The organism is Actinomyces sp. ZJ308 (assembly GCF_011752065.1).
GTDB lineage: Bacteria > Actinomycetota > Actinomycetes > Actinomycetales > Actinomycetaceae > Actinomyces.
In genome coordinates this window covers 16598-39435 of sequence record NZ_JAAIJY010000007.1, presented here as the reverse complement: position 1 = coordinate 39435, position 22838 = coordinate 16598, and the positions used below count along the sequence as shown (strand labels likewise).

20 protein-coding genes and 1 tRNA gene are annotated in these 22838 nt (G+C 71.9%); 15 read left to right on the top strand and 6 right to left on the bottom strand.

Annotation, left to right across the window (positions count from 1 at the left end; genetic code table 11):
- Positions 1-99: 99 nt before the first annotated feature.
- Both HCR68_RS05285 and HCR68_RS05280 read left to right on the top strand, forming a co-directional pair.
- Positions 100-1692, top strand: coding sequence for an ABC transporter substrate-binding protein (locus HCR68_RS05285; RefSeq protein ID WP_167147150.1), 1593 nt, complete (start codon positions 100-102; stop codon positions 1690-1692).
- Between the two features lie 212 nt (positions 1693-1904).
- On the top strand, positions 1905-3599 hold the full coding sequence (locus HCR68_RS05280) for an ABC transporter permease subunit (protein WP_243858947.1): 1695 nt from the start codon (positions 1905-1907) through the stop codon (positions 3597-3599).
- 85 nt (positions 3600-3684) lie between these two features.
- Here HCR68_RS05280 and HCR68_RS14195 read toward each other — a convergent pair whose 3' ends face one another.
- Entirely contained in the window at positions 3685-3948 is a 264-nt protein-coding gene (locus HCR68_RS14195) for a DUF4242 domain-containing protein (protein WP_243858946.1), read from the bottom strand.
- Positions 3949-4445: 497 nt separating this feature from the next.
- On the opposite strand from HCR68_RS14195, the gene ilvA reads away from it, so the two are divergent.
- The 5 genes from ilvA (at position 4446) to HCR68_RS05250 (ending at position 10789) form a co-directional block, all read left to right on the top strand.
- Complete coding sequence (gene ilvA / locus HCR68_RS05270) at positions 4446-6068, top strand: threonine ammonia-lyase, biosynthetic (RefSeq protein WP_167147144.1); 1623 nt, start codon at positions 4446-4448, stop codon at positions 6066-6068.
- A gap of 219 nt (positions 6069-6287) precedes the next feature.
- Positions 6288-6842 carry an NAD(P)H-dependent oxidoreductase gene (locus HCR68_RS05265; RefSeq protein WP_167147141.1) on the top strand — a complete coding sequence of 185 codons (555 nt, stop codon included), beginning with the start codon at positions 6288-6290 and terminating at the stop codon, positions 6840-6842.
- A gap of 136 nt (positions 6843-6978) precedes the next feature.
- Complete coding sequence (locus tag HCR68_RS05260) at positions 6979-8913, top strand: ABC-ATPase domain-containing protein (protein WP_167147138.1); 1935 nt, start codon at positions 6979-6981, stop codon at positions 8911-8913.
- A gap of 198 nt (positions 8914-9111) precedes the next feature.
- Entirely contained in the window at positions 9112-10062 is a 951-nt protein-coding gene (locus HCR68_RS05255; protein ID WP_167147135.1) for a hypothetical protein, read from the top strand.
- 106 nt (positions 10063-10168) lie between these two features.
- Complete coding sequence (locus HCR68_RS05250; protein WP_243858945.1) at positions 10169-10789, top strand: LysE/ArgO family amino acid transporter; 621 nt, start codon at positions 10169-10171, stop codon at positions 10787-10789.
- On the opposite strand, the gene HCR68_RS05245 is transcribed toward HCR68_RS05250, so the two are convergent.
- From HCR68_RS05245 to HCR68_RS05230, 4 genes are all read right to left on the bottom strand, one after another.
- Positions 10778-11518 carry a hypothetical protein gene (locus HCR68_RS05245; protein WP_167147130.1) on the bottom strand — a complete coding sequence of 247 codons (741 nt, stop codon included), beginning with the start codon at positions 11516-11518 and terminating at the stop codon, positions 10778-10780. The two genes, HCR68_RS05250 and HCR68_RS05245, sit on opposite strands and share 12 nt — an antisense overlap.
- 164 nt (positions 11519-11682) lie before the next feature.
- Positions 11683-12399, bottom strand: a complete 717-nt coding sequence (gene msrA, locus HCR68_RS05240) for a peptide-methionine (S)-S-oxide reductase MsrA (RefSeq protein WP_167147127.1) — start codon at positions 12397-12399, stop codon at positions 11683-11685.
- 147 nt (positions 12400-12546) lie between these two features.
- Entirely contained in the window at positions 12547-13032 is a 486-nt protein-coding gene (gene greA, locus HCR68_RS05235; RefSeq protein WP_126415034.1) for a transcription elongation factor GreA, read from the bottom strand.
- Positions 13033-13365: 333 nt separating this feature from the next.
- Entirely contained in the window at positions 13366-14100 is a 735-nt protein-coding gene (locus HCR68_RS05230; protein ID WP_167147124.1) for a hemolysin III family protein, read from the bottom strand.
- Between the two features lie 369 nt (positions 14101-14469).
- Here HCR68_RS05230 and HCR68_RS05225 point away from each other — a divergent pair, with 369 nt between their 5' ends.
- The 7 genes from HCR68_RS05225 (at position 14470) to HCR68_RS05195 (ending at position 21522) form a co-directional block, all read left to right on the top strand.
- Positions 14470-15288 (top strand): isoprenyl transferase, encoded by an 819-nt coding sequence (locus tag HCR68_RS05225; protein WP_167147121.1) that lies wholly within the window; start codon positions 14470-14472, stop codon positions 15286-15288.
- Between the two features lie 172 nt (positions 15289-15460).
- Entirely contained in the window at positions 15461-16333 is an 873-nt protein-coding gene (locus HCR68_RS05220) for an EamA family transporter (protein WP_243858948.1), read from the top strand.
- A gap of 481 nt (positions 16334-16814) precedes the next feature.
- The gene (locus HCR68_RS05215) at positions 16815-18299 is read left to right on the top strand and encodes a DEAD/DEAH box helicase (RefSeq protein WP_167147116.1); all 1485 of its coding nucleotides are present in this window, start codon (positions 16815-16817) and stop codon (positions 18297-18299) included.
- Between the two features lie 222 nt (positions 18300-18521).
- Positions 18522-19379 carry a hypothetical protein gene (locus HCR68_RS05210; protein ID WP_167147177.1) on the top strand — a complete coding sequence of 286 codons (858 nt, stop codon included), beginning with the start codon at positions 18522-18524 and terminating at the stop codon, positions 19377-19379.
- Positions 19380-20224: 845 nt separating this feature from the next.
- A complete protein-coding gene (locus tag HCR68_RS05205; protein ID WP_167147113.1) occupies positions 20225-20494 on the top strand; it encodes a hypothetical protein in 270 nt (89 codons plus the stop codon).
- Between the two features lie 23 nt (positions 20495-20517).
- Complete coding sequence (locus tag HCR68_RS05200) at positions 20518-20841, top strand: gamma-glutamyltransferase (RefSeq protein WP_167147110.1); 324 nt, start codon at positions 20518-20520, stop codon at positions 20839-20841.
- Positions 20842-21216: 375 nt separating this feature from the next.
- Entirely contained in the window at positions 21217-21522 is a 306-nt protein-coding gene (locus tag HCR68_RS05195) for a helix-turn-helix transcriptional regulator (protein ID WP_167147108.1), read from the top strand.
- Positions 21523-21730: 208 nt separating this feature from the next.
- On the opposite strand, the gene HCR68_RS05190 is transcribed toward HCR68_RS05195, so the two are convergent.
- Positions 21731-21804, bottom strand: a tRNA-Lys gene (locus HCR68_RS05190).
- A 247-nt stretch (positions 21805-22051) separates the two neighbouring features.
- On the opposite strand from HCR68_RS05190, the gene HCR68_RS05185 reads away from it, so the two are divergent.
- Positions 22052-22714 carry a hypothetical protein gene (locus HCR68_RS05185; RefSeq protein ID WP_167147106.1) on the top strand — a complete coding sequence of 221 codons (663 nt, stop codon included), beginning with the start codon at positions 22052-22054 and terminating at the stop codon, positions 22712-22714.
- The last annotated feature ends 124 nt before the right edge of the window (positions 22715-22838 follow it).

Genomic DNA, 22838 nt, shown 5'->3' with positions numbered 1-22838 from the left:
CCCACCCGTTTCACCGTCCCGCCCTCCGGGCATCCCGTGGGACGCGGTCCGGCCCCGCCGCGCCGTCGTCCCCCCGAACCCACCCAGAAGGAGAGAACCTTGAACGCCACATCCCTCACCCACGCCGTCGTCCCGTCCCCGGAGGTCTCGCGCCGCCGCCTCCTCGCGCTCCTGGGCCTGGGCGCCTCCACGGCCGCCGTCGCCGCCTGCTCGGGCCGCGCCGGTACGGGCAGCGCCGGCGGCCGCATCCGCCTGGCCATGCTCCAGCCCCCACGCAGCGGCCTCAACCCCCTGTCCGACGACGCCTTCAAGCTCTCCCGCTGGTCCTGCGCCGAGACCCTCATCAACCTCGACGCCGAGGGCAATGCCGTCGCCGGCCTGGCCACCGCCTGGGAGCAGCAGGCCGACAACCCCGCCACCTGGCGCCTGACCATCCGCGACGGCGTCACCTTCCACGACGGCACCGCCCTCGACGCCGCACGCGCCGCCGCCTGCCTCACCTTCGCCGCCGGCTACACCACCCCGCCGCGCGTCCTGGACGGCACCAGCCTCACCGCCACCGCCGAGGGCAGCACGCTCGTCGTCACCACCGCCGCCCCCGACCCCCTCCTGCCCCAGCGCCTGTCCAGCCCCCAGCTGGCCATCCTCGCCGCCGCGGCCTACCCCGACGGCAACGACGGCGCCGTCGACCCCGTCGGCCACGGCACCGGCGCCTTCAGGCTCACCAAGGTCAACGGCACCGCCGGCGCCACCCTGGAGCGCAACGACAAGTACTGGGGGACCAAGGCCGCCGCCCCCGGCATCGACGTCACCTTCGTCCCCGACGGCACCGCCCGTGGCGCCGCCCTGCGCACCGGTGAGGCCGACCTCGTCGAGGCCGTCCCCGTCGCCCAGGCCGCCACCCTCGACGAGGCGCTCCTCCACGAGGTCCCCATGCCCCGCACCGCCACCCTCTACCTCAACACCCGCTCCGGCCCCTTCACCGACCCCGCCCTGCGGGCCGCGGTGCGTGACGCCGTCGACCCCGCCGCCCTCGTCACCGGCGTCTACGAGGGCCACGCCGACCCCGCCGCCGGGCTCCTGGGACCCGCCCTGCCCTGGGCCGCCCAGCAGCGGGCCTGGGGGTCGACCACCTACGCCGGCACCAGCGGCGCGGCCGCCACCGGCAAGGTCCCCGGCGCCACCGCGGCCGGCAGCGTCCCCGCCGGCACCACCGTCACCCTGGGCTCCTACACCGACCGCCCCGAGCTTGCCGAGATCGTCGGCCTGCTGGCCGACCAGCTCAAGAAGATCGGGGTGAGCGTCACCCAGGACGTGCGCGAGTACTCCCAGATGGAGGCCGACGCCCTGGCCGGCAAGTTCGACATGGTCCTGCTCTCGCGCGCCACCGTCCTGGACTCCGGCGACCCGGTCGCCTACATGGTCTCCGACTTCTCCTCCTCCGGATCCTTCGCCCTGAGCCTCCTGTCCGACGCCGCCGTCGACCAGGCCCTGACCACCGCCGGTGCCACCGCCGCCGGGCCCGAGCGCCACAAGGCCGTCATGGCCGCAGAGCAGGCCATCCTGGCCACCGGGGCTGCCGTGCCCCTCCTGCACGAGCGCGTCCTCCAGGGTGAGGCCGCCGGGCTCAAGGGCGCCGAGCGCGACCCCCGCGAGCGCGCCCTCATCACCTCCGCCACCGAGCTGACATGAGCCGCAGGACGAGCACTCGGCCCGCCCCGGCCGACGACGCGGCCACCGGGTCGTCCGTGAGTGCTGAACGGGCTGGGCCGGCCGCGCTCCCGGGTTCCACTGAGCCTGGCGCAGGCGGCCCGGTTGAGACGACTGCCGCGGCCGGCGCCTCAACCCCGGTCCGTCAGAGGCGCCATCCGCTGCGATGGGCACGGCTACGGCAGTGGGACCCGGTGCCGCTCGCCTCCCGCGCCGCGGCCCTGACCTGCCTGGTCCTGCTCATCGGTGCCATGCCCTGGCTCAGCCGCAACGACCCAGCCCTGACGATCCTGCGCGCGAGCTCGGCCGAACGCGAGGCGACCCCCGAGGTCCTGGACGCCATCCGCGAGCGCCTGGGGCTGGCCGGCGGCCCCCTGGGCAGTATCCGGCACTGGCTCGGCGGCCTGCTGCGCGGGGACCTCGGCAGCTCATGGATCTCGGGCGCCCCGGTCGGCCCGGGGGAGGTCAGGGCCTTCGGTGTCTCGCTGACGCTCATGGCGACGGCTCTGACCATCGCCCTCATCGTCGTCGTCGCGCTGGCCGCCCCGGTCCTGGCCGACGGGCTGCGCGGCCGGGTGCTCCGGCGAGGAGGCTCTGTCGCCGCCGTGCTCACCTCACTGCCCGAGTACCTCCTGGCGCCGGTGCTGCTCCTGGCCCTGTCCGTCTACGCCGGCCTCCTGCCCCCGTACGGCTGGGGCAGGCCCGAGCAGGTCGTCCTGCCCGCGCTCAGCCTGGGCCTGCCTGCCGGCGGCTACCTGGGCGGGCTGGTCTGCGACTCGATCTCCTCGGTGCTGGCCGAGCGGTGGGTGAGGACCTGGACGACGGCGGGTCTGCCCCGCCGGGCCCTCGCCGCGGGGGTCCTGCGCCGGGCCCTGGCGCCCCTGGCCGGGCAGGTGGCGCTCGTCGTCGTCGGGCTCACCGGTGGAGCGGTCGCGGTGGAGAAGGTCTTCGCCATCCCCGGCCTGGGGCGCGCCCTGCTGGGCTCGGCCATGGCCCAGGACATCCCCTCCCTGCAGGCGGGCATCCTGCTGCTGCTCGCCCTGGCGCTGGGCGCCGGGGCCGCGGGTCAGCTCGCTCGCCGCCTCCTGCTCGGTGGCGCCGCCGGGTCGGGATCACTCGCCGCGCCCGCGCCGCCGGCCCGCTCCGGCCGGACGGCCCGAGTCATCGCCGGGGTCGGGGTGGTACTACTTGCGGCGATGGTCGCCTGGGGGATCGGGCGCGACCCCTACGCGATCGTCGCGCGCCGCCTGGAGCGTCCGGGCCCGGCCATGCCGCTGGGAGCCGACGCCCTGGGGCGCGACGTGCTGGCGCGCGTGGCCCACGGGGCCGCCTCCACCGTGACCAGCGCGCTGGCGGTCACGGTCGTGTGCTTCCTCATCGCGCTGCTCGTGGGGCTGGTGCCGCGGGCGGCGACCGGGTTCATCGAGGTGGCCAACGCCGCCCCGCCGGTCCTGGCCGGGCTCGTCGTCGCCGCCGTCACCGGCCCGAGCTCCATGGGTGCGGCCATCGCCGTGGCAGGCGTCGGCTGGGCGCCCCTGGCCGCTCATGCCTGCGCCCTCATCGAGGAGGCCAGGCGCCGCCCCGATGTCCTCCTGGCCCCGGTCCTGGGGGAGGGGCGCGTGCGGATCACGCTGACCCGGGTACTCCCCGGGGTCCTGGCGCCCCTGGTCGCTCACGCCGCGCTGCGCCTGCCCGGGATCGCCCTGGCCCTGGCCGGGCTCGGCTTCCTCGGCCTGGGCGCGCAGGCCCCCGCCCCCGAGTGGGGCCTGGTCCTGTCCGAGGCGCTTCCCTACATCGAGCGCGCCCCCTGGGCCGTGGCCACGCCCGCCGCCGCCCTCGTGGTTCTGGCGGTGACGGCGGTGGCCGCCTCCCGCAGCGCCAGGCGCTGAGTCGGGAGACGGCCACCAGTGGCGGGAGCCGGGGTGCGACGTCGAGCGGTGCGCCGCGGCGCCGCCCGGCCGCCCTGAGTGAGCCTCAGCCCTCCAGGGCGTGGAGGCGGTCGATCGGAGTGGAGACGGCCTCGCGGGCGCGCACCACGGCCTCCTCGTCGGGGGCGTCGTAGAAGCACAGGCACTTGACCGTGTCCTCACGCACGTAGGTGCGCAGGAAGCTCACCTCCGGGACCTGGGCGTACTTGGGGGAGTTGGCCTTCTTGCGGGCCAGGTAGGTCTCCATGGAGATCTCCTCGGGAATGTCCCACTCCACGAGGTAGTCGGCCTTGCGGGCTAGCGCGCGCACGTCCTCGATCTGGGCGCCTACGAGGCGGACCTCGTCGGGGCCGGTGACCTTGGCGTCGGCCGCGGCGGCCCGGACGGCCTCGGTCAGGGCGGCGACGTCGTCGGAGCCGAGCTCGACGACGGTGAAGATGCGCTCGTGGCTGGCGGTGACCTGTGACTCCAGGACGGAGGCGCCGGAGGCCTCGACGGCCTGGGAGACCTGGGCGATGAGGTCCTGGGCGGCCTCACGCGACGGGGCGGCGGGGACGAGCTCGAGAGCTGGAGCGACATGGCGGCTCCTTTCCGTAGGGTGTGCATACCAACCTTGCGGTTCGCCCGAATTATTCCCGCCCGCTCCGGGGGACGGCGGAGGCGCCCGCTCTGCGGACTCTCATAGGGGTCCTCGCCGTCAGACATAAGCGACCTGGAGAAAAGTGCGGGCCGCCGGAGTCGGTGCGGAGCTCGGTCGTGTGTCAGGCGGCGTTGCGAATCTCGAGGGTGCCGCCAAGGGCGTGTGCGATGCGTGCGGCGGTCCTGTTTGAGCCGGGCGGTGTCCGGCCCGTTACGCTGTCACTCGTGAACGAGCTCGACAGCGTCAGCAGCAACGGAACTCCCGCCTGGGACAGCGCCCGCTACCTGCGGGAGATCCTCAAGGCCCCCGTCTACGAGGCGGCCGAGCACACGCCCCTCCAGGAGATGCCCGCCCTGTCGGCCCGCCTGGGCAACACGGTCGAGGTCAAGCGCGAGGACCTCCAGTCGGTCCACTCCTTCAAGATCCGCGGCGCCTACAACGCCATGCGCTCCCTGGGTCCGGCCGAGCGCGAGCGGGGCGTCGTGACCGCCTCGGCCGGCAACCACGCCCAGGGCGTGGCCCGCTCCGCCGCCCTGCTGGGGGTCGGCGCCATCATCGTCATGCCCACCGTCACTCCCCAGATCAAGGTCGATGCCGTGCGTGCCCTGGGCGGCGAGGTCCGCCTCCACGGGGACAACTTCGACGCCGCCAAGGCCGAGGCCATGCGCCTGTCCGAGGATGAGGGCCGCACCTTCATCGCCCCCTTCGACGACCCCCGCGTCATCGCCGGCCAGGGCACCATCGGCCTGGAGCTCATCCAGCAGGACGCCCACCTCGACCGCGTCTTCGTGCCCGTGGGCGGCGGGGGCCTGGCCGCCGGCGTCGCCGTCCTCATCAAGCAGCTCATGCCCGGGATCAAGGTCATCGGCGTCGAGCACGAGGAGTCGGCCTGCCTCAAGGCCGCCCTGCTGGCCGGTGAGCCCATCACCCTGCACCACGTCGGCCTGTTCGCCGAGGGAGTGGCCGTGCGCCGCATCGGCGAGGAGACCCTGCGCATGTGCCGCGCCCTGCTCGACGACGTCGTCACCGTCTCCTCCGACGAGACCTCCGCCGCCGTGCGCGACATCTTCGACGACGTGCGCGCCATCTCCGAGCCCTCGGGCGCCCTGGCCCTGGCCGGCCTCAAGCGCTACGCCGCCGAGCACCACCTGGCCGGTGAGCGCCTGGCCTTCATCCTCTCGGGCGCCAACCTCAACTTCCACCAGCTGCGCTACATCTCCGAGCGCTCCGAGATCGGTGAGCAGCGCGAGGCGATCCTGGGCGTCACCATCCCCGAGGAGCAGGGCTCCTTCCTGCGCTTCGCCTCCATCCTGGGCACCCGCTCGGTCACCGAGTTCAACTACCGTCTCTCCGCGGCCCGCGCCGCCACCGACCCCGCCCGCATCTTCGTGGGCGTGCGCATCGCAGGCAATCAGGAGCGCGCCGCGATCGTGGCCGACCTGGAGGAGGCCGGCTACGACGTCATCGACCTCACCGACGACGAGCTCGCCAAGGTCCACGTGCGCTCCATGATCGGCGGGCGCGCCACCCCCGGTGTGCCCGAGCGCCTCTTCTCCTTCCTCTTCCCCGAGTCCCCCGGGGCCCTCGTCCACTTCCTGGAGGTGCTGGGCACGCGCTGGAACATCACCCTGTTCCACTACCGCACCGACGGCGCCGACTACGGCCGCATCCTGTGCGCCTTCGCCGCCGGGCCCGACGACGTCGAGCTGACCGAGCACATGGACCGGCTCGGCTACTCCTACAACGAGGAGACCGCCGACCCCGCCTTCCGCTTCTTCCTGGCCCGCTGAACCGTGACAAACCCGTGACATCGGTGCCCTGATCGGTGGGGCTCGATCGGGCGGCGATCCGCTGTGGCAGGTGTCATGAGATAAGGGCTCGCTGTTTCTGGCGCGAGTCCCATAAGGTTGTTGACGAATCACTCGTCGCGGCCGGGCGCGTTGAGAGCGCCCCGGTGGCCTCCACCTGACGCCGGCCGTGCCCCGACTCGCCTCACCAGGAGAAACACCATGACCCGTCTCGCCGTCGTCGTCGGCTCCGTCCGCCCCAACCGTGTGGGTGGCGCCATCGCCCAGTGGGTGGTCGACCAGGCCAACCAGATCGAGGGCGTCGACGCCGAGGTCGTCGACATCGCCTCCTTCAACCTGCCGCTGTTCGCCGAGGAGCTCCCGCCCCGGATGGCCGTCCCCACCGACCCGGCCGGCGCCGCCTTCGACGCCGCGCTGAAGTCCTTCGACGCCCTGATCTTCGTCACCCCGGAGTACAACCACTCCATCCCCGGGGCCCTGAAGAACGCCATCGACTTCCTTCAGGCCAGTGCCGTGGCCAACAAGGGCGTGGGCGTGGTCGGCTACTCCTACAGCGTCGGCATCCGCGCCGTCAGCCACCTCCAGCAGATCCTCCAGGGCATGGGCGCCAGCGTCGTGCCCTCCAACGTGTTCCTGTCCCTCAACACCGACTTCGCCGACGGCGCCTTCTCCCCGGCCGCCTTCCACGACCCCGAGGTCCCGGCCATGGTGCGCGACGTCGTCGCCCACTCCGACGCCCTGGCCTCCCTGCGCTGAGGCTCGAAACCGGACAACCGGATCACCGCTGAGCCCTCCGGCTCCTCGCGTCGCCGTCGGCACCACTTGTGGGCGCCGACGGCGACGTCGTATCTGCTGCGGCTGCGCGGCCGAGCGGGTGGGTAGGGTTTCCACCATGACTGAGCGCAGCGAGCGAGGCGGTTCCCACCGCGACGACAGGGGCGGACGCGGTGACCGCAGTGGCGACCGCGGCTACCGGGGAGGCTCCGGCGGCGATCGGGGTTACCGGGGAGGCCGCGGGGGAGGGGACCGCGGCAGTAACCGCGGCGGCGACCGCGGCGGCGACCGCGGCTACCGGGGCGGCGAGCGCGGCCGCTCGCGCCGTGTCTACGACGACGAGCCCCGCGACGGCCTCCTGGCCGACCTCGTCGGCCACCTCCACGCCCTCGACGGGCGCTCCTACGCCGCCTACAAGGCGATCGTCGGACGCTACCGGGCCCCCGCCGGCTGGTTCCTGCACATCGACCGCGTCCAGTCCGACCCCTACGCCCCGCCCACGCGCATCCACGTGGACGTGCCCACCGACCTGAACAGCCTGGCCCTGCTCGACAAGGCCGACCTGCTGGCCGACGTCGACCGGCGCCTGGCCGTGGGCGACTTCCTCACCCGCGAGCTACACGCCGGCTTCCGCGGCACCGCCCTGTCGATCGCCTCCCCGGGTCAGGAGATCCTTCAGCGCTCCAGCGTCATCGTGCGCCCGGATGACACGGGCGAGAAACCCGGCTGGGTCCTGGAGATCCGCGCCCGCCTGGCCCTGCCGGCCCAGGGCCGCTCCATCCGGGGCAACGAGGCCTCCCGGATCGTGGGGCGCGACCTCGTGCGCGAGCTGGAGGAGGCCATGGACCTCACCGGCGAGCGGGGCGACCGGCTCGTGCACCACGTCGCCACCCTCGAGGACCACCGGGCCCTGAGCGCCGCCGTGGCCCGCAACGGCTGGGTGTCCTTCCTCGCCGACGGCGCCGTCCTGCCGCGCCGCTCCGGGGTCAGCGACGAGCCCCTGGACGACGGCGTCCCCCTCCAGGCCCCCGACTCCATGGCCGCCGAGGTCGACCTGCCCCACGCCGGGCGCGTGCGAGGCACCGTCGTCGAGGCCGGCGTCAACGTCATCGTCGGCGGCGGCTACCACGGCAAGTCGACGCTGTTGAGCGCCATCGAGCGCGGCGTCTACCCGCACGTGCCCGGGGACGGGCGTGAGCTCGTGGCCACGCTCCCCGACGCCGTCAAGGTGCGGGCCGCCGACGGGCGCGCCGTGACCGGGGTGGACCTGACCCCCTTCATCTCCCACCTGCCGGGCGGGCGCGAGACCGCCGCCTTCACCACCCGCAACGCCTCGGGCTCCACCTCCCAGGCCGCCTCCATCATCGAGGCGGTCGAGGCCGGCTCCACCGTGCTTCTGCTGGACGAGGACACCTCCGCCACCAACCTGCTCATCCGCGACTCGCGCATGCGCGAGCTGGTCGCCAGTGACCGTGAGCCCATCACCCCGCTGGTGGACCGCATCACCGCGCTGTTCCGCCGGCGCGGGGTCTCCACGGTCATGGTCATGGGCGGCTCCGGGGACTACCTGGACGTGGCCGACCGGGTCCTGCTCATGGACGCCTACCACCTGCGCGACGTCACCGAGCGGGCCCGCCAGGTCGTGGCCGACCAGCCCCGGCCCCTCACCGAGCTGGAGGACTTCGCCGCGCCCCGCCGGCGCGTGCCCGAGCCCGCCCCGCCGCGCACCCGCCGCGGCCCCGTGCGCACCCGCGCCCAGGGCACCTCCACCCTCGTCCTGGACCGCGAGGACATCGACATCTCCGACGTCGGCGGCGTCGTCGACCCCGGCCAGGCCGAGGCCATCGCCTACGCCCTGCGCGCCCTGCTCGAACAGCGCTTCGACGGGGTCTCCCCGCTGCGCGAGTGCCTCGACGACCTCGAGGCCCTGCTCAACGACGAGGGGCTGGACGCCCTGACCGACGAGCGCGAGCGGCCCGCCTTCCTCGTGCGCCCGCGCATGGTCGACGTCGCCGCCGCCGTCAGCCGCTACCGCAGGCTGGAGCTGGCCTGACGACCCGCCGAGGACTGGCGGTCGGCCTCCCACACTTCGACAAAAACTTCAGAAACGACGCGGCTCCGGGTCATCTGTGAAGATTCGGTCGAAGTGATCCGTGATGCAGGTGTCCACATCGACGTCGTCGGCCTCCTGTTTCCACAGGAGGACAAGCGTGCCAGGTGAGTGCCGGGGCGCTGTGGGCAGCATAGGGGCATGACCACCTCGATCTCTTCCCTGCCCTTGGCCGACGGCGGGGCCCTGCTCCCTCTTCTGTGGAACGAGACCGGTCTCGACGACGCTGCGTGTGCGCGTCCGGACCTCAGTCACGACTGGCTGCGAGTCGCTGCAGGCGTGTACGCGCCCCGCTCGGCCTGGCAGAAGGCTTCGTGGACGGAGCGTTACGGGCTGCTGCTCGAGGCGGCGCAACGAAAGTACGGCGAGGACCTGGTGCTGGCGGGTGCTTCTGCTGTCGCCGCCTACGGGCTGCCGCTGGTGGGGACGGTCCTGCGCAGGGTCGAGGTCGTGGATGGGTGTCCCGGGCGCGTGCGGACCTCCTTGCTGTGGCGCCACGTCCAGCGCCGAGGCACTGAGGTCGTCAGGGTGGGCGGGCATCTCGCTGTCGCACTGCCGGACTCACTCATTGACCTGGCTCGATGGAGCGGACTCATGGCGGGGGTCGTCGCCATGGACGCGGCCCTGCACAACAGGCTGTGCTCCGTGGACGCCATGGAGGAGGCGCTGGAGCGTCTGCCCGCTACGGCGCGTGGCGGCCCCCGCGCTCGTCAGGCCGTGCGCCTGGCCGACGGCCGATCTGAGTCGCCGGGCGAGTCCATGTCCCGTGTCCGCATGTGGGAGCACCGTCTTCCCAAGCCGGAGCTGCAGGTGAGTGTGCGGGTCGGGCGGGAGCTCTACATCCTGGACTACTACTGGCCGGACCATGAGGTGGCCGGGGAGTTCGACGGCCGAGTCAAGTACCGGTCGGCCTCCTTCGGGCAGGATCCGGAGGATGTCGTGTGGCGTGAGAAGCTCCGGGAGGACGCACTGCGGGCCTCGGGTCTGACGGTGGCCCGCTGGACATGGTCGCAGGCATGGGGTGACGCCGGGGCGCAGATGCTGCAGCGACTGGCCGCTGCCGGGGTCAGACCCACCGGCCGACGCTGGTGAGCCCCTCCTCCCCGCCCTCTCCCTCACTCACTCACTTCGACAAAAAATTCAAAATCGACCCGGAGCCGCGTCGTTTTTGAGAAAAATGTTGATATTGATGGGTGCCATGACATCTGCCGTGCCTGTGCTGTCCTATACCCCCGCGCTGACCGGTTTCGGGACCGGGCTGGGGCTCATCCTGGCCATCGGCGCCCAGAACGCCTGGGTGCTGCGGCAGGGGGTGCGCCGCGAGCACGTGGGGCTCGTGGTGCTCATCTGCGCGCTCAGCGACATCCTCCTCATCGCCACGGGCACCGGGGCGATCGGCTGGGTCTCCTCCATGGCTCCGTGGGTGCTTCAGGTGCTGCGCTGGGGAGGCGTTCTCTACCTTGTGGGCTTCGCCGCCTCCTCGATCCGCTCGGCGCTGCGACCCGGCTCGCTGGAGCAGTCCGAGGCCAGACCCGCCTCCTCGGTCGCCCTGACGACGCTGGCGCTGACCTGGCTCAACCCCCACGTCTACCTCGACACCGTGGTCATGCTGGGCACCGTCACCAACAGCTACGGCTCGCAGCGGTGGATGGCCGCGGCCGGTGCCATGGCGGCCTCCGTGGTGTGGTTCGCCGGGTTGGGCTTCGGGGCCCACGCCCTGTCCAAGCCACTGGCCAGCCCCCGGACCTGGCGGGTCATCGACCTGCTCGTCGCGGCCGTCATGCTGGTGGTGGCCGCTCGGCTCGCGCTAGGCGGCTGAGCCGGCCCGGTACTCGCTGCGGTACTCGCTGGTCCTGGTGTGGATGAGGCGGGGGATCGAGATGGTCTTGTCGAACAGGCCGTCGCGGTAGCCGGCCTGGAGGCCGAACAGCACCTTGAGGCGCAGTGCCATGGGGTTGCTCGTGCGGGCAACGCGCCGAAGCGTCGAGTCGGGCATCTTGCGCAGCACGCTGACGATCCTGCCGGCGTCGCGCCAGGTGGCCCGGATGGGAGGCACGTTGAGGCGGTCGAGGGCCTCGACCTCGCGCAGGAAGAAGTCGGCGCCCTCCCGCTCGGCCGCGCGCCACCAGCCGGCGCGGTAGGTGGCCTCGAGCTGCTCGACGGCGTCGCACAGGGCGTCGTAGTCGACCCCGACGACCTCGGTGCGCAGCTCCTGGGCCCGGATCCGCTCCAGGGTGGCGTGCGCCAGCGGCAGGATGGCCCGGGCGACGTCGTCGACGGCGTTGTTGCGGGTGAGGCGGTCGGCTTCCGGCAGCGGCTTGCCGTCGCGTGGCAGGCGCGCATCGACCTCCTCCAGGTGGGCGATGGAGGTGCGCAGGTCCCGGGTGAGGCGGGCGGTGGAGCGGGGGACCCCCAGGGCGATGAGCAGCTCGGTCGCGGCGCGCCACTGGAAGTCCGCGTCCTCGGACCAGTGGGTCTCCGGTCCCGTCCGGTCCGTCCGCTCCGGTGTCTGATCCGGCGACGGCGTGCTGGCGATCTGGCTGCTCATCGGGGTTGAGCCTCCTGTGGTGCGCAGGGAAACAGGTCACGCGGTCACGGGCGCTCAAGGCTGGGAGTGCGGGCCCGCGGCCGTTCGCGAGTGTCTCAAGGCAACGTGTGAGAACCCTGGTGGTTTAGCCTTCAAAGGCTGGGTTGGGTTGGCGGGTTCCCGCCTCAGGCCGGGGCGTCGTCGGGGGCCAGGACGTCGACCTGCGCGGGCAGGTCCGTGATGCCGACCGGGCAGGTGAACCCGTTGGGGCCGTGGTTGCAGTAGCCGTTGGGGTTCTTGTGCAGGTAGGCCTGGTGATAGTCCTCGGCCAGGTAGTAGGGGCCGCCGAAGCCATCCGGCGCGTCCGCTGCGTCCTCGATGGTGGTCACGCACGTGCCCAGGCCCAGGCGCGTCAGCTCGCCCTGGAAGGCCTCGCGGATCCTTGCGGCCGCCTCGTGCTGGGCGGGCGTCGTCGTCCACACCGCCGAGCGGTACTGGGTGCCGACGTCGTTGCCGTGCCGGTTCAGGTGCGTGGAGTCGTGGTTCTCCCAGAAGGTCCGCAGCAGCGTCTCGCCGCCCTCGCCGCACACGGCCGGGTCGTAGACGACGCGCACCGTCTCGGCGTGACCGGTCGCCCCGGTGCACACCTCCTGGTAGGTCGGGTTGGGCGTCTGGCCGCCCATGTACCCGACCGACGTCGAGATGACGCCGTCCTGGCGCCACAGGATGCGCTCCACGCCCCAGAAGCAGCCGGCCGCCAGGTAGAGGATCCGGCTGCCCTCGGGCCAGGGGCCGTCCAGGGGTGTCCCCAGCACCGGGTGGTCTCCGGGGGCGGGCAGGACCGGCGTCTCGCGGCCGACCGGCGCCGCGCCGCTGAGCGAGTGACGAAGGGCGTTGAACATGAGGACACGTTACTGCGCCCGGCCCCTATTCCCGCCCGCGCTTCACTGACCGCGAGGAGCCAGACGCCGAGCCGGGCATTCTTCGCGGTGTCCAACAGAAATTCTGTCGTCCTACGCGAAGAATGCCCGGCTCGGTGGAAAGAGAAATCAGACTCGCTCGACCTTGACGATCTGGGCCTTGATCTCCCGGCCGGTGGGGGCCTCGTAGGAGACGGTGTCGCCCGCGCGGTGGCCCATGAGGGCCTGACCCAGTGGGGCGTCGGGGGAGAAGACCTTGACGCCGTCGGGCACGTCCTCGGTGATCTCCTGGCCGCCCAGGGCGAAGACCTGCTCCTTGCCGGCCACCTTCGCGGTGACGATCGTGCCGGCCGAGACCGAGCCGTCGTCGGCCGCCTCGCCGATCTGGGCGTTCTCCAGGGTCTCCTCGAGCTGAATGATGCGCGCCTCGTTGAGCCCCGCCTCCTCGCGGGCCGCGTGGTAGCCGGCGTTCTCCCTCAGGTCACCCTCCTGGCGGGCCGCCTCCACGCGCTGGGCGATCTCCTTGCGCTCGGTCGTCTTGCGGTGCTCGAGCTCGGCGGACAGGCGGTCGTAGGCCTCCTGCGTGAGCCAGGTGCCCTGTGACTGCTCGGACATGGGGTCCTCCTTGGATGACTGGTGCTGGTCGCGCGGCGGCCTGCCGGGCCACCTTGCGACGACGACACCCGGCGGCTCCTCATGGGGCCGACCGGGTTTGAAGCGCGAGTCTACGCCGCAGTCTGAAAGAACACTGAATGCATGGCGGAAGGTGTTGGGGTGCTGCTGGTTCGCGGGCGCGTCCCGGGGTGGGCGAATCGGCGCTGACCTGCCCGATCGGCGTCGGCCGTGGTTATCAGGAAAACCGGTGGGAACGATAGCCGGCCCGCCGGTATGGCGGTTCGCAGCGGCCCTCGTGCAGTGCTCCCGGCACCGGCCGACCCGCCTGCCGCGCTACCGCAGCACCGCCAGGAAGCAGGCCACGCACTGGCAGGCCCACGCCGCCACGGTGCACACGTGGAAGATCTCGTGGAAGCCGAACCAGCGCGGCGAGGGGTCGGGGGTCTTGCGGGCGTAGATGACGGCGCCCAGCGTGTAGGTCACGCCGCCGGCCACCAGCAGCCACACGATCACCGGGCCGCCGGTCCTCCAGAACTGCGGCAGGAACCAGAGCGCCACCCAGCCCAGGATGACGTAGAGGGCGGTGGTGAACCATCGCGGCGCGTTCATCCACAGCAGGTTCGTGGTCGTGCCGATCGCGGCGCCGGCCCACACGATGCCCAGGACCAGTGCGGCCGTGCGCATCGGCAGCAGTGCCGCCGACAGAGGCGTGTAGGTGCCGGCGATGAGCAGGTAGATGTTCGCGTGGTCGATCCGCCGCAGCGTGGCCGCCACCCTCGCGGGCCAGTGGCCGGTGCCGATGTGGTAGACGCCGGAGTTGGCGAACAGCAGCAGCGAGCAGGTCAGGTAGATGGCGCAGGCCCACTTCAGGCCCGCCCCCGGCGCCAGCACCGTCAGCACGATGCACGCGGCCAGGGCCAACGGCGCGGTTCCGGCGTGGATCCAGCCGCGCAGCCGCGGCTTGACGGCGGCGATGACGCCCTTGGCGCTCGTGGACGCGCTGCGACGCGGTTCCGGCGCCGGCGGTGTCGGTGTCGGTGACGGCGTCGGTGACGATGGCGATGACATGGGCGTGAGCGTCCTTCTGGCTGGGTCGCGCGGGCCGGGACCTGGGCCGGTCCCGAACCTTACGAGTCCGTAGGTTACGTGAGCGTAGGTTGTCGTGGTAGCCGTCTGGAGAGCGATGTGATCCGGGCGGCACGGCCGTCCCCTCCGGCCGGCTCCCAGGCCGCCGTCGAGCGGGCCGGTGCGGCCGAACGTCCCGGCACACTCCTGTTGTGCCCTGGTAACCCTGGACGAACCTGACGGCCGGATTTGACCCGGCTGTTAGCCGTCTCGCCCAGCGCGGGAGGGACGGCGCGCGATACCGTTGGAGACGGCCCCGCGCCGTCGGGTCCCCGTCCCTACAACCCCACCGAGGAACCCCGAGGAAACGGCATGGCAGGCGACAACCTCCTCTATGACATCTACGAGCGCCGGCTGGCCGCGCGCATTGACCCGGCCACCGTGCCGCACCACGTGGGGGTCATTCTTGACGGCAACCGGCGCTGGGCCAAGTCCATGGGGTTCGGCGCCGCCCAGGGCCACAAGCGCGGCGCGGACAAGATCGAGGAGTTCCTCGGGTGGGCCGAGCAGATGGGGGTCCAGGTCGTCACCCTGTGGCTGCTGAGCACCGACAACCTCTCACGCGACCCGGCCGAGCTCTCGCCACTGCTGGACATCATCGCCCACGCCGTCGACGAGCTCGCCGAGACCGGACGCTGGAGGCTGCGGCTCGTGGGCGCCGTCGACCTCCTGCCCGAACCGCTCGCCGAGCGCCTGCGCGCCGCCGTCGCCAGGTCCCAGCCACCGGCCGCTGATGTCCCTGAGCCGAACGGGGAGACGGGAGCGGCCGCCGAGCCGGATGGCCGGCGCATGCAGGTCAACATCGCCGTCGGCTACGGGGGGCGTCAGGAGATCGCCGACGCCGTGCGCGAGCTGCTGCGCGAGCGGGCCGCCGCCGGGGCGAGCCTGGAGGACGTCGCCGCCTCCCTCAACGAGGAGGACATCACCGACCACCTCTACACCAAGGGCCAGCCCGACCCCGACCTGGTCATCCGCACCTCGGGCGAGCAGCGGCTCTCCGGCTTCCTCCTGTGGCAGTCGGTGCACTCCGAGTACTACTTCTGCGAGGTCAACTGGCCGGCCTTCCGGCGCGTGGACTTCCTGCGGGCGCTGCGCGACTTCGCCAGTCGCGAGCGCCGCCTGGGCAAGTAGGAGGACCCCGGCTGCGGGGGCTGTGGCTGCGGGGCGGCCGCGAGTGGCCCACGGGTGAAGCGCCTTCAGCGAGACGGGTGAGAATACGTGGGTGGTCAGTGACAGTCCCCGCCCTCCCCGCAGCGAGGGCGTCAATGCGGGTGCTGCCGGCGAAGGAGGCTCAGCCGGTTCGATTGTGGGAAGGGTTCCGGCTCCGCTGGTCTTCGTTGTCTCCGCCTCCTCCCAGTACCTCGGTGCGGGGCTGGCCGTCTCCCTGTTCGCGCTCATGCCGTCGACGACGGTGGCCTGGTGGCGCCTGGTGGTGGGGGCCGCCGTGCTCATGGCTCTCAGGTGCCCCTGGCGCAGGAGGTGGACGCGCAGGACGCTGGCGGCGGCCGCCGCCTTCGGGACCGCGACGGCCACGATGAATGTCATCTTCTACGCGGCGATCTCGCTGCTTCCGCTGGGCACGGCCGTCTCCCTGGAGTTCCTCGGACCGGTCTGCGTCGCCGCCATCACGGGACGGGGATGGCGGCCGCGCTGCGCGGCGGTGCTGGCGCTGCTCGGGGTCGTGTCCATCTCCGGGCTCGGCGTCGACCTGGGGCAGCCGGGGCAGAGGGCGGGCGTCCTGCTCGCGCTGGCGGCCGGTGTGGCCTGGGCGGTCTACATCCTTCTGGGGCGACGCGTGGCCGCCGCCGGGGTCGGGATCGACTCGCTCGCCGTGGGCATGGTCTTCGGCGCGCTGGTCTACGCCCCCTTCGCCGCCGGGACGGCAGGCATCGCCCTGACCTCGGCCGGCTCCGCCGCGATGGCGCTGGGGGTCGGGCTCCTGTCGACCGCGGTGCCCTACGGCCTCGATCAGGTGGTGCTCAAGCGGCTCGGTGCCGACACCTTCGCGCTGCTGTCCTCCCTCATGCCGGCGACGTCGATGCTGGTGGGGGTGGCGGTGCTGCGCCAGCTGCCCGGTGCCTGGGAGGTGATCGGGCTCGTGCTGGTCTCGGCGGCCGTCGCCCTGGCCAGCACGGACGGCCGCTCGCCGCGTCCGACGCGTCCGTCGGGTCGATAGTGGGCATACGGGCTCAAAATGTCTCAAGCGGAGACTTTTCCGCAGGCTCATCCTCCGGCCTGCGGGCTTCACGACTGAGCTGCACCGTGAAACCGCTGGTCAGGACGGCTCGCTGGCTGTAACGATGAGCAGCTGCAGGATGAAAAGTCGCCCAGAGTGACACATCGGGGGCTACGGGGCGGTCCTCGCCGTATCCCGACAGGCCCCAGCCTCTCGGGAACTCTCGGGTGAGTCCTGAAGGCCCAGTGAATCCGGAGCGTCCGGCGTGCGTGTGAGCGGCGCCCTTGGGGAACGGCGGAATCTCGGGCAGGATGTCTCCTGGTCCGGGCGCCGCCCGGCCTGGCTGGTGCCCCGGTCCCGGCGCGCGTCGACTCACCGACGCTGTGCGCTGTGGAGCCGCGAACGCCGGCACCCACGCACCGACGCGCACGCTGCCAGCGACTCGCGTCGGCGTGCCGCGGTCCCAACCGACAGGACCCTCGTGGCCGCACACCGCCCTTCCGCCTCCCACCGCTTCGCCTCCGGAAAGACCCCGGCCGCCGGGGAGGCCACCTTCGCCTCCCTCGGCGTGGACTCCGACCTCGCCGCCGACCTCGACGCCCGCGGCTTCACCGCGCCCTTCCCCATCCAGGCCGCCACCCTGCCCGACACCCTCGCCGGACGCGACGTCCTGGGCCGCGGCCGCACCGGCTCGGGCAAGACGCTGGCCTTCAGCCTCCCGCTGGTCCAGCGCCTGGCCCAGCAGGACAAGGCCCGCCCCGGTCACCCCATCGGCCTGGTCCTGGCCCCCACCCGCGAGCTCGCCCTCCAGATCGCCGAGGTCATCGAGCCCCTGGCCCGCGTCGTCGACATGGACGTGACCACCATCTTCGGCGGGGTCTCCGCCAAGCCTCAGGAGAAGGCCCTCAAGGCGGGGGTCGACGTCGTCGTCGCCTGTCCCGGCCGCCTCCTGGACCTCATGGGCCAGGGCCTCATCGAGCTCGACGAGGTCGAGATCACCGTCCTGGACGAGGCCGACCACATGGCCGACCTCGGCTTCCTGCCCAACGTCCGCCGCATCCTGCGCGCCACCCCGCGGCGCGGCCAGCGCCTGCTCTTCTCCGCCACCCTCGACAACGGTGTGGACACGCTGGTCAAGGAGTTCCTGCACGAGCCGCTCCAGCACTCCGTGGACCCCTCGACCTCGCCCGTGGACGCCATGGCCCACCGCGTGTGGATGGTGGCGGACAAGACCGCCAAGGACGGCCTCGTGCGCCGGCTCGCCTCCGGGCAGGGGCAGCGGATCCTGTTCACCCGCACCAAGCACCTCGCCCGGCGCCTGGCCCGTAAGCTCGTCCAGGCCAGCATCCCAGCCGTCGAGCTGCAGGGCAACATGAGCCAGAACGCGCGCGAGCGCGCCATGCGGGCCTTCTCCACCGGGCAGGTCCACGTCATGGTCGCCACCGACATCGCCGCGCGGGGCATCGACGTCTCCGGCGTCGAGCTGGTCGTCCACGTCGACCCGCCCGCCGAGCACAAGGCCTACCTGCACCGCTCCGGACGCACCGCCCGCGCCGGGGCCGCCGGAACCGTCATCACCCTCGTCCTGCCCGAGCAGAAGCACGACGTCCAGGTCCTGCTCAAGAAGGCGCGGATCCGCGCGGATATCGAGCGCATCCGGCCCGACGACGACGCCGTCACGGCCCTTGTGGGGCAGGTCGCCGACGCCGTCGCCCTCGAGGACATGCCCGAGGGCGTGGCCGTCAAGGGCGGCAGCCCCAGTGGGCGGGCCTCCACCGGGCGTCCGGGCCACGGCCATGCGGAAGCCGGGCGAGACCGGGCCGGTCACGGCGGCCGCGGCCGCGGGGCCAAGCGGCGCGGCGGGAGCAGCAGGAGCGGCGCGCGCGGGGCAGGCCAGTCCGCCGGCCGCGGCGGGCAGAGCAGACGCAGCGGAACTGGCGGACGGCGCCACGGGGCTGGCCGGTGATGGAGATCCGGCCCAGATTCCCGCGATGAGCCGCAATCGGCGGACGCCCTGGAGGTTGACGCCGTCGGGCTGCTCCGCAGCCTTGCCGCCCCCAGGTCGGCCGGCCGGCGCTGGCCGCGCGGGAGTGAGGAGGCGGTGCTACGGTCGAGTGGCTGACGAAGACCGGGAGAGTGAGTGGAGATCGTGGCAGCGCATCTTTCGCGTCGCGCCCTGACCGGGGCGATGGCGGGTCTGTTCCTGGCCGGGTGCGCTCCCCGCGGGCCGCAGCAGGCGGCCGCGCACCCCAGCCCACCGCCGCACCTGCGCTCACGCGGTCCGAGTGTCGCCCCGAGCCTGCGACCGACGTCCGGAGACCTGTCGGTCCCCGCCGCCTTCTCCTACACCGACACCGATGACGAGACCTCCGACTGCATCTTCTACGCGGCCACCGACGTGCCGGTGGGTCTGGTCGTCTACCTCGACGGTGACGGTCAGCCCTTCCACAGCCAGGGCGGCCAGAGCCGTGGCGAAAGGTCCCAAGGCGGCCTGGCCGGTGCCGGGGGAGTGGTCGAGGCGGCGGGCGCCCGCGGCTACGACGTCGTCTCGGTGCGTTCTCCCGGGGATGAGGGGATCTGGTGGCTGGATGACCAGGATGAGAAGGTCCGCTTCCTGGAGGAGGCGCTCGACTACGTGGCGGCCGAGTGCGGGGCCAACACGGAGCAGGTCTGGCTCGTGGGCTACTCCGGCGGCTCGGAGTTCATCAGCCAGTGGTTCTTCCCCGCCTACGCCGAGCGTATGGTGGGCGGCGGCTTCCTTCTCTTCGGGGGCGGTGATGCGCCGGAGAGCGGGACGTCGACGTTCTCCGACGACGTCAAAGGGCGACTCCGGCTGAACTGGGTGACTGGGACGCGCGACGTGCCCGGCGACAGCGTCGACGGCTTCGACGGCATCGGGCATGCCCGCAACAGCCTGGCCTACTACCGCTCGGCGGGATTCAGCCGCACCTGGAGCGAGTGGCCCGACGACGACCACGGCAGCATCACCGAGAAGTTCGGCCGCTACCTCGGCCGAGTGCTCGACGCTGCCAAGGAGGGCGGCTGAGCTCGCCTGCCGGTGGCTTAAGAAGGTCCGGGCAGGGGCGGCCTGGGCCTGGCGGTGCGTGCGGCCTTGTCGGGCCGGTGCCTGCCGGGTTGGCTCTGGCCTGCGGCGGGCAACTCGCTTCCCATGCCCACCACGGTCCACGAGCTTCGCGGGCAGTCCTACATGAGGCACCGAGCCTCTTACGCGGGCATCCTTGATGAGTCTCGTCGAGGTGTGGACATGGTGGAGCGTCGCCGGCCATAATGGTGGGGAGCCACCCGGGTAACGGCCGGGCGACTCCCCTAGCAAGGGAATGGCTTAGCCGATCCACTTGCTGAGGGCATCCACAAGGACACCGACGGCCCGGACAAGGCGAGCGAGAGAGTTAAGGATTTCGCTCACCTTCCGGGCCGTTACCTTGTCCTTGGGGACTCTGACGTGTCGACCTCTCGGCTTGGACACGGCCCTCACCTCCTTCCCAGCTCCTCTCCTCCCCGACAAGGACAACGGGTGTTCCGGGAGAAGGTGCCGAAGGGAGGCAAGGCCCCATCATGCCAGTCCGCACCTCCCGCTGACCCCCGCCCGCAACTCGGCGTCAGCCCCGACCAGCAGCAGCCCGTGATCGGCGCCCTATGCTGGCCCCGCCTCCCGCACGAGGTTCAACTCTGGTCACTACTGAGCCCGACACAGGTAAGTCACTCACCCCGCCTGCATCACGTCGGCTCACGCTGGGGGCCGGTATGGGTGGTCGGGACGGCGAAGAAAGATGGATAGATGTCAGTTTTCGTTGCCGAATCGCGAAAACCTGGTACCAGCGGAGCGCGACGAGGGATTGCCCACCACCATTATGGTGTTACCATAATGGCGTGCCGTTCGAGTTCTCCTCCTCCGCCGACAAGCACGGGATTCCCCGCGAGGACGCCGTATATGCGGTGCTGCACCATGCCGGATACGCCGACCTTCCGGCGAGGCGGCCGGGGGAGAGGAGCTTCATGTTCGTTGGTCTGCCCCATCAGCATGCCATGCGCTACATCGAGGTCGGCGTCGCCGTCGACGGCCGCGGCAACCGCAAGATCTTCCATGCCATGGAAGTGACGGACCTGTACCGCTATATCGTCCCGCGGGACGACCGCTGAACCACAGGAGAGGGGAATCGATCATGGCCGAGATCAACGAGCGTAATGATGACGCCTACTATGACGCCTATGACGAGGACATCGTCGCCGGCCGCGTGAAGCCCGTACGTACCACCCTGCGCACCAGCCCGGGCACCCGCGTCAGCGACGACGAGCTCGACGCAATCTTCCGAGGTCGTCCCAACCTGGGGGAGGTTCACGCGACCGGTGCCGGCCGGTCCCCGGCCCGCCACGTGCGCTTCAGCCCCGCCACCGACGCGGCCCTCACTGAGTACGTGAGGACACACGGCACTACCACGAGCGCAGTGATCCGCGACGCCGTCGAGAAGTACCTCGCCAGCGCCTGAACCACGCTGCTGCCAACACCGAGGCCGCCACCAGGCCGGAGCGGGGGTGCTGGTTCCCGTCATCGACCCAGCCGACGCGGCCCGTCACCGGTGAGGGCATCGGCCAGGTGATTGCCGACGCGCCGCACCGCGCCGACATTCAGGCGACTGCCCTCCAGGTCCGTCACACCTTCGCTACAGAGCTCCTGGCCGCAGGCACTGACAGCCGAGTTGTATGCGCCAATCATCACTGCCGACAACCGCACGCTACCTCGGCATCAGCCCCAAGCAGCGCCAGAACGAGCGAGGGGAGATCCTACGAGCCCGGCTGGCCCAGGCGGCCCACCAAGCCGCCCAAGCGGCGACCAAGGAAGCCCGAAAGAAGAGGAAGTAATCATGACGACCACACCGTTCCGGCAGGCCGAGGCCGAGGCCCTGGCCGCCATGACCCCGGACGAGCGCGCCCGATTCGATGCTGCTGAGGCCGAGGAAGAGGCCCGCCTGCAGCTCGCCGAGCTTGTTTACGCCGCACGCACGCGTGCAGGACTGACCCAGACCGAGCTGGCCAGACGCATGGGAACCCAGCAGTCAGTCATCTCCGCCATCGAGAACGGTGGACAGGTCCCCTCCGTCTCGACTCTCTGGCGTATCGCCCGCGCGCTGGACCTGCGCCTGACCATCGACATGGCCGCCGCGAGCTGACAACCAACCCTCCCGATCAGTACATTCAGCCGCCTGCGCGGCAAGGTGCGCTGGACCGCGGGTGACTTGGCTATGGCTGCTGAGGTGTTCGGAGTAGGGGTTGCCTACCTCTATCCCACCCGCAGTGAGGGCGGCTGGGTGCCAGCACCTTACGTCCCGGGTACGGAAAAGGCCCCGGTGGTTCCTTCCGGGGCCGAGGCTGGGGCTGTACCCCCTGTGGGGCTCGAACCCACGACCTTCGGATTAAAAGTCCGCAGCTCTGACCAACTGAGCTAAGGGGGCGCACCGACGGCCGGAAGCGGAGTCCAGACGTCGTCGGCAGGGGTCAGCATAACCGGACAACCGACCGCTGTGTCGAACTCGCCGCGCCGCTGGCCCCTCAGCTCACCGCCGGCCCCTCAGACTCGCCGCCCGCCTCGCCCACCTCCGCCGTCGGCCGGAAGTGAACCGTTGCGGATCGGCGCCTCGGCCGCGAGACAATGGGGCCGCGCGCGGTCGCCGGCGCGCCCGCCCCGCGTGAGGAGTCCCCATGGTCCGCCAGTTCCACCGCCCCGCCCGGCTCGACCCCGAGGCCGCCGAGCAGATCGAGGGCAGCGCCGACACCGCCGTCGCCTCCGAGCTCGCCCACCGCGCCGCCCAGGCCCTCATCGGCGGCTTCCCAGGCACCGAGACCGAGGACGACCCCATCACCCGCTCCGGCGTCGTCGCCGCGGTCGCCACCAACGGCGTCGACGACATCGCCGAGCTGTGGGCCGACTCCCCGGCCACCACCCTGCCCGGCACCCTGTGGCGCCTGTTCCTCGTGCGCGAGTGGATCCGCCGCGACCCCGGGCTCGTGGCCCGCCGCTACGCCACCGTCGTCGACCTCACCGGGGCCGACGACGACGCCACCGCCCGCCTCGAGACCGCCCTCGGCCAGGCGCGCGCCGTGCCTGCCCCCGCCGAGCTGCGCGAGCGCCTCGACGTCGTGCTGACCGGTGGCGTCGAGGACTCAGTCACCGAGATCGCCCCGCTGCTGACCGCCACCGCCGACTTCCTGCGGGCCCTCGCGGCCGGCTCCAACCCCGTGTGGATCGAGGACGACGCCGATGAGCTCGCCGACCGCGTCACCCGCCGCGACTCCGCCCTCCTGGCCACCGCCGACGAGCTGACCGACTCCGCCCGCCGCGCCGCCGCCGGCCTGCTCGACTGAGGGCGCCTCCCGGAGGCCGTCGGGGATCTGAATGTCCAAAACTGCAGCAAAGGGACCCAAGAACTCTTCAACGCGAAAGCAGAACCTTGGAATTGTGCGGTTCTGCGTCGCCGGCTTGAGCCCG

Bases quoted from the DNA above. Each gene is read 5' to 3' on its own strand.
- ilvA (WP_167147144.1), top strand. From the start codon at position 4,446: ATGCGTGCGGCGGTCCTGTTTGAGCCGGGCGGTGTCCGGCCCGTTACG.
- HCR68_RS05265 (WP_167147141.1), top strand. From the start codon at position 6,288: ATGACCCGTCTCGCCGTCGTCGTCGGCTCCGTCCGCCCCAACCGTGTG.
- HCR68_RS05260 (WP_167147138.1), top strand. From the start codon at position 6,979: ATGACTGAGCGCAGCGAGCGAGGCGGTTCCCACCGCGACGACAGGGGC.
- HCR68_RS05255 (WP_167147135.1), top strand. From the start codon at position 9,112: ATGACCACCTCGATCTCTTCCCTGCCCTTGGCCGACGGCGGGGCCCTG.
- HCR68_RS05250 (WP_243858945.1), top strand. From the start codon at position 10,169: ATGACATCTGCCGTGCCTGTGCTGTCCTATACCCCCGCGCTGACCGGT.
- HCR68_RS05245 (WP_167147130.1), bottom strand. From the start codon at position 11,518: ATGAGCAGCCAGATCGCCAGCACGCCGTCGCCGGATCAGACACCGGAG.
- msrA (WP_167147127.1), bottom strand. From the start codon at position 12,399: ATGTTCAACGCCCTTCGTCACTCGCTCAGCGGCGCGGCGCCGGTCGGC.
- greA (WP_126415034.1), bottom strand. From the start codon at position 13,032: ATGTCCGAGCAGTCACAGGGCACCTGGCTCACGCAGGAGGCCTACGAC.
- HCR68_RS05230 (WP_167147124.1), bottom strand. From the start codon at position 14,100: ATGTCATCGCCATCGTCACCGACGCCGTCACCGACACCGACACCGCCG.
- HCR68_RS05225 (WP_167147121.1), top strand. From the start codon at position 14,470: ATGGCAGGCGACAACCTCCTCTATGACATCTACGAGCGCCGGCTGGCC.
- HCR68_RS05210 (WP_167147177.1), top strand. From the start codon at position 18,522: ATGGCGGGTCTGTTCCTGGCCGGGTGCGCTCCCCGCGGGCCGCAGCAG.
- HCR68_RS05200 (WP_167147110.1), top strand. From the start codon at position 20,518: ATGGCCGAGATCAACGAGCGTAATGATGACGCCTACTATGACGCCTAT.
- HCR68_RS05195 (WP_167147108.1), top strand. From the start codon at position 21,217: ATGACGACCACACCGTTCCGGCAGGCCGAGGCCGAGGCCCTGGCCGCC.
- HCR68_RS05185 (WP_167147106.1), top strand. From the start codon at position 22,052: ATGGTCCGCCAGTTCCACCGCCCCGCCCGGCTCGACCCCGAGGCCGCC.